Origin of the sequence: Pedobacter nutrimenti (genome assembly GCF_003208655.1) — a bacterium.
Lineage (GTDB): Bacteria > Bacteroidota > Bacteroidia > Sphingobacteriales > Sphingobacteriaceae > Pedobacter > Pedobacter nutrimenti.
Map to the genome: position 1 here is coordinate 637,899 of NZ_QKLU01000002.1, position 13,794 is coordinate 651,692.

General features: G+C 45.5%; 9 protein-coding genes. 3 read left to right on the forward strand and 6 right to left on the reverse strand.

Annotated features, from left to right (window positions below):
* Window positions 1–49 precede the first annotated feature (49 nt).
* Window positions 50–586 (reverse strand): dCTP deaminase, encoded by a 537-nt coding sequence (gene dcd / locus B0O44_RS07545; protein WP_110828799.1) that lies wholly within the window; start codon window positions 584–586, stop codon window positions 50–52.
* Window positions 587–653: 67 nt separating this feature from the next.
* On the opposite strand from dcd, the gene B0O44_RS07550 reads away from it, so the two are divergent.
* From B0O44_RS07550 to B0O44_RS07560, 3 genes are read left to right on the forward strand one after another with little or no spacing between them, the layout of a single operon-like run.
* Complete coding sequence (locus B0O44_RS07550) at window positions 654–1,295, forward strand: 4'-phosphopantetheinyl transferase family protein (RefSeq protein ID WP_110828801.1); 642 nt, start codon at window positions 654–656, stop codon at window positions 1,293–1,295.
* Between the two features lie 14 nt (window positions 1,296–1,309).
* Window positions 1,310–2,008, forward strand: coding sequence for a lipoyl(octanoyl) transferase LipB (gene lipB, locus B0O44_RS07555; protein ID WP_110828803.1), 699 nt, complete (start codon window positions 1,310–1,312; stop codon window positions 2,006–2,008).
* Window positions 2,009–2,047: 39 nt separating this feature from the next.
* Entirely contained in the window at window positions 2,048–2,764 is a 717-nt protein-coding gene (locus B0O44_RS07560; RefSeq protein ID WP_110828805.1) for an SGNH/GDSL hydrolase family protein, read from the forward strand.
* A gap of 1 nt (window position 2,765) precedes the next feature.
* On the opposite strand, the gene B0O44_RS07565 is transcribed toward B0O44_RS07560, so the two are convergent.
* The 5 genes from B0O44_RS07565 to groL all read right to left on the reverse strand — a co-directional run bounded on the left by B0O44_RS07565 (window position 2,766) and on the right by groL (window position 13,758).
* Complete coding sequence (locus B0O44_RS07565; RefSeq protein ID WP_110828808.1) at window positions 2,766–4,193, reverse strand: L-serine ammonia-lyase; 1,428 nt, start codon at window positions 4,191–4,193, stop codon at window positions 2,766–2,768.
* A 92-nt stretch (window positions 4,194–4,285) separates the two neighbouring features.
* On the reverse strand, window positions 4,286–4,951 hold the full coding sequence (locus tag B0O44_RS07570; protein WP_110828810.1) for an MgtC/SapB family protein: 666 nt from the start codon (window positions 4,949–4,951) through the stop codon (window positions 4,286–4,288).
* A 35-nt stretch (window positions 4,952–4,986) separates the two neighbouring features.
* The gene (locus B0O44_RS07575) at window positions 4,987–6,021 is read right to left on the reverse strand and encodes a PorP/SprF family type IX secretion system membrane protein (protein ID WP_110828813.1); all 1,035 of its coding nucleotides are present in this window, start codon (window positions 6,019–6,021) and stop codon (window positions 4,987–4,989) included.
* A gap of 5 nt (window positions 6,022–6,026) precedes the next feature.
* Window positions 6,027–11,978 carry a PKD domain-containing protein gene (locus B0O44_RS07580; RefSeq protein WP_110828815.1) on the reverse strand — a complete coding sequence of 1,984 codons (5,952 nt, stop codon included), beginning with the start codon at window positions 11,976–11,978 and terminating at the stop codon, window positions 6,027–6,029.
* Window positions 11,979–12,114: 136 nt separating this feature from the next.
* On the reverse strand, window positions 12,115–13,758 hold the full coding sequence (gene groL / locus B0O44_RS07585; RefSeq protein WP_110828818.1) for a chaperonin GroEL: 1,644 nt from the start codon (window positions 13,756–13,758) through the stop codon (window positions 12,115–12,117).
* Window positions 13,759–13,794: the final 36 nt, after the last annotated feature.

Genomic DNA, 13,794 nt, shown 5'->3' on the forward strand with positions numbered 1-13,794 from the left:
ACGAGTATTGAGGCTTTATTACAATATGCTGTAAAGATGTTGCAGAAGGTCAGAACTTATTCTTCCACATCATACTTTCCACGGGTTTAGTGGTCTTATTGTTGTATTTGGCATTGCCTTTTGTATTGTACATGGTGCTGATGCTGCCTTCTACCAGAAAGTAAATTAATTGGCCGATGGGCATACCGGCATAAATCCTTACCGGTTGTGCGCATGAAATTTCCAGTGTCCAGGTATTACAAAAGCCAACATCACCTTTTCCGGCAGTCGCATGAATGTCAATGCCCAGACGTCCGGTACTGGACTTGCCTTCCAGAAAGGGTACATGGACATGCGTTTCTGTATATTCCATGGTTACCCCCAGATAGAGCGTGCCCGGTTGCAGGACATAACCATCTTTTGGTATTTCAAAATGTTCAATGGTATTGTGTGCTTTCGCATCCAGTATGCGGTCCTTATAAGTGGCCAGGTACTTGCCCAAATGGACATCATAAGAATTTGTGCCCAAGCACTCGGGCCGGAAAGGTTCAATGATAATGGTGCCTTTTTCTATCTCTTCAAGAATGCGTTTGTCAGAAAGTATCATTTATTAAGATTTGGGCTAAATTATGATTAATTTAAGATACTTTTACCATTGATTTCCCAAAATAGAGATGCCAATCGTTTTTAATAAACATATTGATGACCAAACCATACTTTCTGTATGGAAGATAGAAGAGACAGAAGCGCAGTTGATTTCCGGCTTACAGTTAAAACAGCATGAACTTGATTTCATTTCCTCGCTGAACAATGGTAAACGGCTGTTGCATTGGCTGAGCACCAGATTACTGCTCAGGACCATGTTAAAAACGACCGAATACATTGATTGCCGCATGGACGACCACGGGAAACCCTATCTGGTCAATTTCGATTATGAAATTTCGCTGAGCCATTCTTACGACTATGCAGCGGTAATGATCAGCAGGGATAAAAAGGTAGGGGTGGATATCGAGCTGATGAAAGATAAGATACACAAAATTGAACATAAGTTCCTTTCTGTGGGAGAACTGGAACAAAAAACGCTGGACCGGAGCACAGCGGGTTTATATGTTTGCTGGTGCGTGAAAGAAGCCATTTATAAATGGAACGGGAGAAAAGGACTGGAGCTGAAAAAAGATATGTTTATCCAGGCCTTTGCATTGCAGGAAAACGGAGTACTTAGGGCTTTTGTTGATCTTCCGGAAGAAAAAAAGGAACTTAGCGCCAGTTATTTCAGAACAGAGGACGGCTATATGTTGGGTTATGTCATGGCTTAATGCTATTTCGAATGATGAACAAGAAAGTACAGTATGCAGACTGGGGTCTGGTGGATTATAAACAGGCCTGGGAACAACAGGAAGAAATCTTCAACCAAATTGTTGCCCTTAAAATAGAAAACAGAACAAAGGGCCTAGATCAGCAGACATCTAATGTGCTGGTCTTTTGTGAACACCCTCATGTCTATACCCTTGGAAAAAGCGGTTTGCCTGAAAACCTGCTGCTCGATGAACGCGGATTGGAGGAAAAGCAGGCCAGTTATTATAAAATTAACCGGGGCGGTGACATTACCTATCATGGGCCCGGGCAAATTGTAGGTTATCCGATTTTAGACCTCGACAATTTTTTTACAGACATTCATTTGTACCTCAGGACGCTGGAAGAAGCGGTTATACTGACTTTAAAGGACTATGGGATCCAGGCAGGAAGGTACCCGGGTTACACCGGGGTATGGCTGGATGCAGATAACGATAAAGCCCGAAAAATCTGCGCCATGGGTGTAAGGTGCAGCCGCTGGGTCACCATGCATGGTTTTGCATTTAACGTCAACACAGACCTCGATTATTTTAAAAATATTGTTCCCTGCGGAATCGATGATAAAGATGTAACCTCCATGAAAAGGGAGCTGGGTTATGAACCGGATCAGCAAGAGGTGAAATTAAAGCTCCGGGAACACCTGGCAACGCTTTTTGAAATGGAAATTGTACTGTAAAAATACATCCGCAGCGCAGGGGATTTCGTATTTGCATGTATGAAAAGCCCGCTTGTTGTGTTGTCTTTATTGGTATTGCTGGCCTGTGAAAAACCGGCCGTTCAAACAGCAGGGCAACCTGTAAATACCGGCGGTCCAGCGGGCGTAAAACAACAGCGATATCTTGCCCTTGGCGATTCCTATACCATTGGGGAATCGGTGTCGCAGGGCGAAAGTTTTCCTTATCAGCTGGTGTCCACATTAAATGTTCAGGGATTGAACTTTTCTGCACCTGTGATCCTGGCCAAAACCGGTTGGACGACCGCAGAATTACAATCTGCGATTTCTTCTTCCGGTAATAAGGATGTCTATGACATGGTGACCTTACTGATCGGGGTAAACAACCAGTACAGGGTAAATTCTATAGATACCTATCGTAAAGAGTTCCGGGAATTGTTGCAAACGGCTATCGGTTTTGCTGCAGGCCGGAAAGAACATGTTTTTGTACTGTCTATTCCAGACTGGGGCGTAACCCCTTTTGGGATGCAAAGCGGACGTGGCGGGCAGAACATAGCTATTGAAATCGACGCCTTTAATGCGGCCAATAAAGCTGAAACAGTCGCCTTGGGTGTCAGTTATACAGACATTACACCGGAATCCCGTACCGCCGCTGCAAACTCTTTTTTAATTGCCGCAGACGGACTTCACCCTTCAGGTAAAATGTATAGCGAATGGGTGGCCTTGCTGAGCCCGGCAGTCCTTAAAGCCCTTAAATAAATCAGCACTCGGGCAAACTGATCGGAATATTGGTGGCCAGTCCGCCGTCTGAAGTTTCTTTATATTTGGAGTTCATGTCCAGTGCGGTTTCCCACATGGTGTTGACCACTGCATCCAGGCTTACTTTTGCTTTATCCGGATTGCTTTGCAAAGCCAGCTGGCTGGCGGTAATGGCTTTAATGGCGCCCATGGTGTTGCGCTCAATACAGGGAACCTGTACCAGTCCGCCAATAGGGTCACAAGTTAAACCCAGGTGATGTTCCATGGCAATTTCAGCGGCCATCATCACCTGTCTTTGCGAACCGCCCAGACATTCGGTCAATGCTGCAGCGGCCATGGCCGAGGAGACCCCGATTTCTGCCTGGCAACCACCCATGGCTGCCGAAATGGTGGCCCCTTTTTTAAAGATGCTGCCAATTTCTGAGGCACAGGCAATGAACTGGATAATTTTATCCTCCTGGTAACCGTCACAGAAAGTAATGTAATATTGTAAAACGGCAGGGATCACACCTGCTGCACCATTGGTTGGTGCAGTGACCACACGTCCAAAAGAAGCATTTTCTTCATTGACCGCAAGGGCGAAACAACTCACCCAGTCCAGAATATAATTGAATCCGTTTCCGCCATTTCTGATGGCCATAATCCAGCTTTTGTAATCACTGTAAGGCTGCTCACCCACCAGTCTTTTGTTCAGGCTTGCTGCCCGTCTGGCCACGTTTAATCCACCAGGTAAAAAACCTGTGGTATGACAGCCCCGGTAAGTGCAGTCTTTCATGACATGAAAGTGCTGCATAATGCCTTCTTTGGTTTCATTTTCTTTTCGCCAGGCCAGCTCATTTTCCATTACGACCTCCGAAACTTTAAGGCCCGTAGTCAGGCACCAATGCAAAAGATCAGCAGCCTTCTCTACCGGAAAAGGAAGCTCTACCTGTTCTTTTTCGTTCCCATTTTCGCCTTCTTTGACCACAAAGCCCCCGCCTATGGAATAATACGTTTCTGAAAAAGCTTTACCGGTATTTAAAAAAGCCTGGAAAGTCACCGCATTGGGATGAAATGGAAGGCTTTCATGAAAAAGGAAAATTAAATCTTCGGTATAATTGAAATGAATGTTTCTGGTCCCGTCCAGTTGCAGCTGCTGAATGTTTTTAATGGTCTCCACCGTAGAGTCAATGGCATTGACATCAAAAGTAACCGGGTCAGCGCCGCTCATACCCAGTAAAATTGCAATGTCCGTTCCATGGCCTTTACCGGTTTTGGCAAGGGAACCGTACAGCAGCACCTTTACCTGGTCTACATTGTCAAGCAGGTTGTTTTTACGCAGTGAAGCCGTAAATTGCTGGGCTGCGCGCCATGGACCAAGTGTATGTGAGCTCGATGGGCCAACACCAATTTTAAAAATATCAAATACGGAGATCTGTTCCCTTTGCATAGTTCTGCAAACTTAATTAAAAATTGGCTTTGTCTGGTCTTTGAAGCGTAATTCCTGTGCTTAATTTTTCCTGTCTGGCAGCGGCGGCTTTTCTAAAAATCGAAGGCAATGATTTTTTCGTCCCGGAGCATCTGGTCTACAAAATTTTTATGATTTTCCGGACTGCCCACCGCAATCCAGGTACCACTGATGATGCCATTGTTCAATTCCTGTTTGCCCCTGGTTAGTTTTAATTTGGAAGAGCGGATGTGCCCTTCATATTCTTCCAGGCTTTCGTTTTCAAATTTCTTAACAATCCGGTATATTCTTTTGGTAAAACGGTGTTCTACAAACTCTTCTATAAAAGGAAAACTGAGCAATGCGGCCAGTACCACCAGGGTCACGCCCAGGGCCTGTTCAAAATAACCCGCACCTATGGCCATCCCAATGGCCGCCACAATCCAGATGACACAAGCTGTGGTTAAACCTTTAACCTGGTTGTCTTCCTTAAAAATAACACCGGCGCCCAAAAAACCTATACCGGTTACAATATTAGAGGCAATGCGGTCATGACTGTTGCCCACACCAAGTTTAATAGATAAAACGGTAAACAGGGTAGAGCCCAAGCCGATCATGATGATCGTTTTCAGACCGGCCTGTTTGCTTCGGAATTCCCTTTCCGCACCGATCAGCCCACAGAGCACAATGGCCAGAAGAAATTTGACAACCTCACTTTGGGTAAGGAAATGATTGTTCTGAATAATATTTTCGACATCCATGGCTTTGCTGTTGATCGCTTTTTTTCCTAAATTATCTAATAAAAATCATAACAGCGTAAACCATTAAACTTTTCATAATTGGAACTGTTCCTGAAAAATTGCTGATAGCCAATGCTGGCCTCTGTAGTCCCGTTTGTATTGGTATAATTAATTTTCGAGGTAGTGGCATCATGGCTTAAACCGATCCTGAGTTTGCCCCCGTTTTTATTAGAGGAGAAAATATCAAAAATCAAAGAAACTACCAGGGCATCAGGGCCACCTTCTCCGGCACTGCGGTACCATAAACCCGTATTGATGCCCCTGTATTTAAACTGGGCACCGGCACTCATGGAAGAAACATTCCCCTGTTTGTAATACACCACCGATGGGATCAGGTAAGAAGAACCTTCTTCCTGCCCGTAACCACTTTGACTAAGGGAAATCCGGTAACTTGCATTTCCGGTAATGCGCATAGGGAGTTTGGCCTGCGCACCACTAAAAGATTCATCTGGTTTGTTGATGTGGTGTACCGCCAGACCGGCCATAAAATTTCCATAAACCAGATTGGTACCCGCGGCAGGGTCAAAAAAGAATTTATGTCCCTGATCGGGAATCTGCGCCGAACTGATGCTTCCAGGGATATAGCCCAAACGGTTGTCAATCTGATCAGAAAAAACCAGTTTGCTCCAGTTGATTTGCCGGCTGGTAAATCCGGCCTGAATACCAAAGGACAATACAAAATTATCGCCCCCGACACTATAGGAATAAGAGGCCGCTACATTGTTTTTGACCAAAAAAGCCGTTCCTTCAGAGCTCCTGTTAAATTGTATGCCCAGGCCACCGCCAAATTCAGGAATGTTCAGGTCCATAGAAGCATTGATATAGGACAGTGTGCCGCTCAGGCCGGTCCATTGGTTGCGGTAAATCATATTCATGCGCAGGTCTCCTTCAAACTGCCCGGTAAGGGAGGGGTTCAGGTATAAAGGGGCATTAAAAAATTGCGAATAAATATGGTCCTGAGCATGTGTACCGGCCGGATACCAGAACAAAGCGAGCAGCAGGAGCAGTTGATATGTCTTTAATAATTTCATTAGTGTTATCTTATCAGGTGAATTGCGCCTGTTTTTTTAGGGGCTGAACTGTCGTAGGTCATCCCTTTCCATTCTGTGCCGTTAATCAGTTCCACATCAATTTTCCAGAAATAGACCCCTTGTGGTGCAGGGGTACCATTGACCGTTCCATCCCAGCCTTCTACCGGACGTCCTTCATCCAGTTTGGTGGTTTCCCATAAAGTTTGTCCCCATTTGTTGAAAATGCTCATTCTCCAGGTTTTAATCCCAGAACCTTTTGCCTTGAATTCCCGGAGCTCTGGTGTCTCACTGCCAGGCATAAATGAATTTGGAACAAAGAGGTAGCCCGGAACCCCGACAATGGTTACCTTTTTAAAGGTCGTGGTAAAACAACCCTGTTGGTTCATCACCCTTAAAGTGACCACATAGGTTCCTGTATCGGCATAGGTATGCGAAGGGTTTTTTAAGGCCGACTGGATTTTATCTCCGAAATCCCATTGCCAGATGCTTGGGGAGTTGGTGCTCTCATCCTCAAAACGGAAAGTATAATTTGGAATGCTGATGACTGTAGAAGGAACGACATTAAATCTGGCCACTGGTGGTTGTACAATATGGATATACTGGTTTTTAATCAGGGTATTGCTACAGCCCAGGGCGTTGGTCGCGCTTAGGGTAACGGTATAATATTCCTGATCGCCGCTATAAATATGTTTGGGCTCAAACTCATTGGAAGTGGTCCCGTCCCCAAAATCCCAAAGGTAGGCAACGCCATCTACACTGGTGTTTTTGAATTGCACCACCAGTCCCGGACAGCCCAGAACGACATCTGCGCTGAAATCCATAACAGGCTGCGGAAGCACTTTAATGGTTTCAGTGGTGGTGGTGTCAGAACAACCGTTTGATGCGGTCAGGGTTACGGTAAAAGTACCTGCTTTGTCAAAAGTGTGCGTCACCATTTCAGGGGCCGATCTGGTCAGCATGGTACTGCCATCTCCGAAATCATATTTAAAGGAATTGGCGCCTTTACTGTTGTTGTAGAAGTTTACTTTAAAAGGGGCGCAGCCTTCTTTTTCATTGGCGTTGACCACCAGTTCCGGCAAAACCGTATTTGGCGAAACCCGGATGACATAAGAACTCTCATCCCTTCCACATTCATTTTCTGCAACCATTTTTACCACAAAATCTTTGACGACGGTGGTGATATAGGTATGCTCCACTGAAGATTTATCTGTTTTGGTGAGGGGTGGCGTGCCATCTCCAAAATCATAATAATAGGTGTTTGTACCTCCGGGAGAAGTGTTGCTGAAAGTGACCTTCATTGGCGAACAGCCCACCGTTTTGCTTGGAGAGAATACAGACCTCGGCTTGGCCTTTACAAATACTTCGGCCGTTACCGAACTGCTTCCGCAGGAAGTGGTAGCCGTGAGGGTAATGGTATACGTGGTGTCTTTACCCGTTACATCCGGAAGGAAAGTAACTGCCGAAGGCATGGTTTGGGAAGAAGTTGTTCCATTTCCAAAATCCCATTTGAAGGTGGCCCCAGTCAGGGAGCTGGACGTATTTACAAAATTAACCAGCAATGGACCACAGCCTTTGGCGGTACTTTGCGTAAAGGATGGGACCACTTCCTGTACGGTGCTAAAGCTATGGCTATATTCATCGTCCTTACAGCCAAGTTTGCTGGTGGTCACCAGTTTAATGACAACAGTCGTGTTGCTGGCGGTAATGGTATAACCCGGAAAAACTGCACCTGTTCCAATCTGGACATCATCAGCATACCAGGTATAGCTTGCATTGCGGTCCGGATAAGGGACTGTTTTGAGGTTTTGTGCATCAATTTTAAAAGGCGTGCAGGCCTTATCTTTATCATAAGTATATTCGGCCTTCGCATTTGGATTGACCGTAATTTTAACGGTATTGCTGTTGTTTTTCAGGGCCCCGTTGCAGGCAATTGTACTCACGGTACGCCTGTACCAGGTGGTTACTGTAAGGGCCGCCGGACTGTAATTCTGGAATACCGCCCCGCTGATGTCGGTCCAGGTGCTGCCATCTGTACTCGATTGCCATTGAAAATTAAACTTGCCGTCTGAACCTTCCGGAACACTGCCGTTTAAGGCTGCAGGGACCAGTCCGCTGCAAATGGTCTGGTCGGCTGTAATGTCATTTTTTGTAATGGGTGGCTGGGCAATAACCTGAATGATGTTGCTGATCAGGGTACAGCTGCTGCTGACTATTGTTCTTCTGAAAGACAAGGTTTCGGTTAAGCTAAAACTCAGGTCCTGGCCGCTTTCTCCGCTAATGGGGGTCCAGCTAATGCCATCTTTGCTGCTTTCCCAGCTATACGTATAACTTCCGTCACCTCCGCTTTGCTGTTCTCCTTTAATGCTGATGACCTGGCCGTTGCAAACCTCTGTGCTTGTGCTGCTGATCACATTGTTTAACGGAGGCAGATTTTTAACGCTGAGCTCCGCACTGCTTGGGTCACAGACAGAACTGCCGGTAATGGTCCATTTGAATACATAGTTGGTTCCTGCTTTAAGAGCCGTAACTGTCGTTTTTGGATCGGTCGCGTCGGTAAAGACCACATTGGGGTCTCCGGACACCATGGTCCATTTTCCACTCTCTGTGGTTGCAGGTACATTGGCATCGAGTTTTGTACTGGGTGCAGCACATAAAATTTGCGCTTTACCGGCATCGGCAATTGTTGTTGCCGGGTTAACGGTAATGGTGCTTGGGGTCGAAAACATCATCGTACAGCTTCCGTTTTGAACTACAGCCCTGTACAAGGTACTGGCAAGCAGGTTGCTGTAGGAAAGGGTGGTCGTGGTATTGCTTACCGGAAGCCAGGTTACACCATTGTCGGTACTGCTTTCCCAGCGGAGCACTGTACCTGTATTGCCTGTAAGTTTAACATCACCTGAGTTTTTGCCGTAACATACGGTGGCGTCCCCTGCAGTTGTACCCGGTACGGTTGGTACATTGACCGTGATGCTTACCTCATCTACGGAGGCTGCACAGGCTCCGGTGGCCGAGATGGTCCATTTAAAAGTATAAATTTCACCACTTTTTAAACCGCTCACTTTTGTTGTCGCCAGTGTTTTATCTGCGAAAACAACACCGGTCTGAGTGGAAGTTAAGGTCCATTCTCCTGTGCCCACCACAGGTGTGTTTCCTTTTAAAGTGTAATTGTCGGCATCACAAATGGATTCATCCAGACCGGCATTAGCGGTGGTGACCGCCGGGTCGACTTTAACAGTAAGGGTAACCGCTTCACCTGTACAACCACTCGCGGAAACCGGGGTAATCACATAGGTCACTGTTCCCTGGGTGGTGCCGCTGTTGAGCAGAATGTCCTCTATGGAACTTATGGTTAAGGCCACCGGTTGATTGGTATTTCCGCTGATACCGGCCGAAGCGGTGCTGGTCCAGGTATATTTTGTTGGACTGAGGTTAGAGCTCAGGGCAATTGCTGCAGATTCCTTGCTGCAGATGGTTTCTTTGGCTGCTTTCGCACTAAGTACCGGAAGCGGCTTTATGGTTACCGTAAAGGTAAACGTAGGCCCATTACAGCCATTTGCTGTAGGGGTAATCGTATACACCACCACCGCATCGGCGGTAGCATTCGTATTGGTTAGGGTTTCATTGATGATTCCGTTTCCTGAAGGACTGAAACCTGTGGCATTGCCATCTGCATTGGCCGCGGTCCAGCTAAAGGTACTTCCCGGAACAGTAGAGGAAGGGGTGAAGCTGGCTTTGCTGCCGGTACAAATGTTCTGTGCTGTACTTCCTGCCGGATTATTTCCGGTGTTTTTTGGATAAAAAAGCACGGTCGCTTTATCTTCCACCTTTGCACAGGCCCCGGTGAGCCCGGTGCTGAGTTGCAGGGTAATGGTCGTAGTACCTGCATCACGCTCTGCATTGGTAGGCGTATAGGTTGTTTTTAGTTTATCCGGGTCGGAAAAGGTACCGCCATTTCCAATCCATTTGAAAGAAGTATAAGTGCCGTTGGTCACCGTACCTTCCAGGTTAATGTTGGCATCATAACATACCGTACTTGGATCTACGGTGATTTTTGGAACAGGGGATTGAGAAAAAGTAAGCTGCTGTGTAGCAGAAACTGTATTACAGGTGTTTTTATGAGTGAGGGTAACCGTATAGGATGTATAGCTTGGAAAATTGATGACCGGATACTTGCTGTTTGCTGTGCTTGGGGCAACAAAGGTTGCGTCGCCACTTAAAGTCCAGGTGTAAGTGTCAGATAATTCCTTCTCGGTTCCGCTAACTGTTGTTTTTGTATCTGTGGAAGCAGGGCCAAAAGTATAATTTCCGTTGACACAAAGATTGGCAGGACCCGATAAACTGGCAGTGGGTTCTGCATTGACGATAACTTCCTGCGGCAGAGTGGTCACCTCACAGGTTCCTGTTTGAATGCTCAACGTAATGTTATAGGTGCCTTGTTTGTTAAATTTGAACTGTGGAACTGCACTACCGCTGCTGGTTCCATTTGCATAGGTAACATTGGCGGACGGTGTAACCGACCAGGTGTATACAGGAGTGGCGTTACAGGTATTGTCAATCACTGAAGTGTTTGCCGGTGTAAGTGTACCGGGTGTCACACAGATGGTCGTTTTATCTAAAGTAAAGGAAGGTTTAGGCGGGTCCTGGACGCAGATTTCCATTTCAACATCATCAGCCTGACAATTGCCGTCACTGGAAGAGGTCAGCTTGATTTTGTGTTTCCCTTTGGTTGTAAATTTGTAAACGAGATTATAACTGAAGGGCTTAAACTGTGCAACCAGGACCCCATCGACATACCAGTTGTAATCAACATTATTGGAGCTGCAGCCGGCAGTATTTGTATTGGGCTTTTGACCTGCGGTAGATTCATTGGTGAAAGTGACATTGTCCCCGGTACAGGCAATTGCAGGAAAACTAAATTTGTTTACCGGTCTGGTGATGACAATGGCCGTCGTGGAAAGGTTTGTACCGATGTCTCCGCAAAAGGGACTTTTTACCCCGACATTAATGCCAAATGCATTGTAAATGGTTTTACTTCCCGAGGTAAAAGTTAATCCGCAGGAAGATTTGCTAAAGGTATGCGTTACGCTGCCGCTGTTGGAGGAAATATCGCAATAGGTATATTCATTTGTTGTACCATCCCCCCAGTCTATTTTATAGGTATTTCCGGGGAAATTTGCTTTAATTCCCTTATCCGTTGTTACATCCACCAGATAAGCAAAAAAACCTGTCGGATAACAAACTGTATTTCCACTGGTGGTGGTAAAGGCGGTAACGGCCAGGTTGTTGATCAAAAAGTAAGCCTGTGTGGCTGTTGTTCCGTTAGCGGTAGCCTTAACAAAAATAGTATAATGGGCCAGCCCCGCGTTAAAAGTCTGTATGTCACCAACGTTGGTAAAGTTCATTGCGCCCGGAGTACCGGAATTCAGTTCGTTGTTTACTGTTGCAGAAACTGTGCCTGTGCTGGAGGCATTGGTAAACCTGAAGGAAGTATTGGGGTTGCTGCTGTCGGTATTGCAGGAGCCAAAAGTAAGCGGGTTCGCGTTGATTGTTGCAGGTTGGGTAGAAGTCAGCGCTGCTTTTACAGCAGTTCCCGCAACAATGGCAAAGGGGCTTGATTCTGTGGAAAAGTCATTGGGGTTACTGGATTTGATCCGGAGTTTATATCCGGCCCCGGCCGGGGTACCGGTAGGAATGACCCCATTGACAAAAGTCGAATAAAAACCATCATAAAAACCAATTGGTGTTGCCGTAGGCGAAAAAATTCCGTTTGCATCAGAAAGGTAAAGCTCGAAGCGGTTTCCTATCCCTATGCATTTAGTGGTCCCGATACTAAACGTTGCTGCAATGGTGGAACCCGGTGTGTATGGCCCGGGATCGACAGTTCCTATAACCATTTGGGCATGAGAGAGCATCGCACTGCAAAGCAGCAAGATCAGAGCGGGGAGAAGTTTTTTCATATTGTTGCAACAATAATGTAAAATTATTCAATTTTTTGCAACACTTATACTAAAGCCCGGAATACTTTAAGAAATAATTAAAAAGCCCCGCAAATTTTGCGGGGCTTTCCTAAAACTTAATGATAATTGAGGGAAATTACATCATTCCACCCATACCACCACCGCCCATTGGAGGCATACCAGCGCCAGCACCGGCATTATCTTCAGGATCATCAGCCAACACACACTCTGTTGTCAACAACATTGCGGCAATAGAAGCTGCATTTTCCAAAGCCACACGGCCTACTTTAGTTGGATCAATTACACCGGCAGCAATCAGGTTTTCATATACATCAGTACGTGCATTGTAACCAAAATCAGCTTTGCCTTCTTTAACTTTCTGAACAACGATAGAACCTTCAATACCTGCATTCTCGCAGATTTGACGTAAAGGCTCTTCTACAGCACGTTTCACGATTGCGATACCTGTAGTTTCGTCTTCATTTAAACCTTTCATACCTTCCAATGCTTCGATGGCACGGATAAAGGCAACACCACCACCTGCAACGATACCTTCTTCAACAGCCGCACGGGTTGCATGTAAAGCATCATCAACACGGTCTTTTTTCTCTTTCATTTCAACCTCAGAAGCCGCACCTACATAAAGAACAGCAACACCACCAGCAAGTTTCGCCAGACGTTCCTGTAATTTTTCTTTATCGTAATCAGATGTTGTGGTCTCAATCTGAGCTTTAATCTGGTTTACGCGGGCTTTGATGTCTTCTGACTGGCCTGCACCATTGATTACAGTTGTGTTGTCTTTATCAACTACAACTTTTTCTGCAGTACCTAAATAAGTCAGATCTGCATTTTCTAATTTATAACCTCTTTCTTCAGAGATCACTGTACCACCTGTTAAGATCGCAATGTCTTCCAGCATGGCTTTTCTACGGTCACCGAATCCAGGGGCTTTAACTGCAACTACTTTCAGGGAACCACGGATTTTATTGACAACCAAAGTGGCCAAAGCTTCTCCATCCAGGTCTTCTGCAATGATCAGCAAAGGTTTTCCGGTTTGAACTTGTTTTTCCAGAATTGGAAGCAATTCTTTCATGTTGCTGATCTTTTTATCATAGATCAGGATGTAAGGATTTTCCAGTTCTGCTTCCATTTTGTCTGCATTGGTTACAAAATACGGAGACAGGTAACCACGGTCAAATTGCATACCTTCTACTGTTTTTACTTCAGTTTCAGTACCTTTTGCTTCTTCTACAGTGATTACGCCATCTTTACCTACTTTACCCATCGCTTCAGCAATCAGAGAACCGATTACTTCGTCGTTGTTTGCAGAAATAGAGGCAACCTGTTTAATTTTATTGTTGTCTTCACCAACAGTTTGTGACTGTGATTTTAAGTTTTCTACAATAGCAGCAACCGCTTTGTCAATACCGCGTTTCAAATCCATAGGGTTTGCGCCGGCAGCAACGTTTTTAATACCAGCAGTTACGATGGCCTGGGCAAGAACAGTTGCAGTTGTGGTTCCGTCACCTGCAATATCAGCAGTTTTAGAAGCCACTTCTTTCACCATCTGGGCACCCATGTTTTCAATCGGATCTTTCAGTTCAATTTCTTTGGCAACAGTAACACCATCTTTGGTCACTGCAGGTGAACCGAATTTTTTATCGATAATTACGTTACGTCCTTTAGGACCTAAAGTTACTTTTACAGCATTGGCCAAAGTGTCCACACCTTTTTTCAGGGCGTCACGGGCTTCTACATTATATTTTACTTGTTTTGACATTTTCTTTTTTTAATTAATGTTTAGAAAATATGATCC

Excerpts from the sequence above, each read along its gene's own strand:
- lipB (WP_110828803.1), top strand. The coding sequence starts at position 1,310 with ATGAACAAGAAAGTACAGTATGCAGACTGGGGTCTGGTGGATTATAAA.
- groL (WP_110828818.1), bottom strand. The coding sequence starts at position 13,758 with ATGTCAAAACAAGTAAAATATAATGTAGAAGCCCGTGACGCCCTGAAA.
- B0O44_RS07575 (WP_110828813.1), bottom strand. The coding sequence starts at position 6,021 with ATGAAATTATTAAAGACATATCAACTGCTCCTGCTGCTCGCTTTGTTC.
- B0O44_RS07580 (WP_110828815.1), bottom strand. The coding sequence starts at position 11,978 with ATGAAAAAACTTCTCCCCGCTCTGATCTTGCTGCTTTGCAGTGCGATG.
- B0O44_RS07560 (WP_110828805.1), top strand. The coding sequence starts at position 2,048 with ATGAAAAGCCCGCTTGTTGTGTTGTCTTTATTGGTATTGCTGGCCTGT.
- dcd (WP_110828799.1), bottom strand. The coding sequence starts at position 586 with ATGATACTTTCTGACAAACGCATTCTTGAAGAGATAGAAAAAGGCACC.
- B0O44_RS07565 (WP_110828808.1), bottom strand. The coding sequence starts at position 4,193 with ATGCAAAGGGAACAGATCTCCGTATTTGATATTTTTAAAATTGGTGTT.
- B0O44_RS07550 (WP_110828801.1), top strand. The coding sequence starts at position 654 with ATGCCAATCGTTTTTAATAAACATATTGATGACCAAACCATACTTTCT.
- B0O44_RS07570 (WP_110828810.1), bottom strand. The coding sequence starts at position 4,951 with ATGGATGTCGAAAATATTATTCAGAACAATCATTTCCTTACCCAAAGT.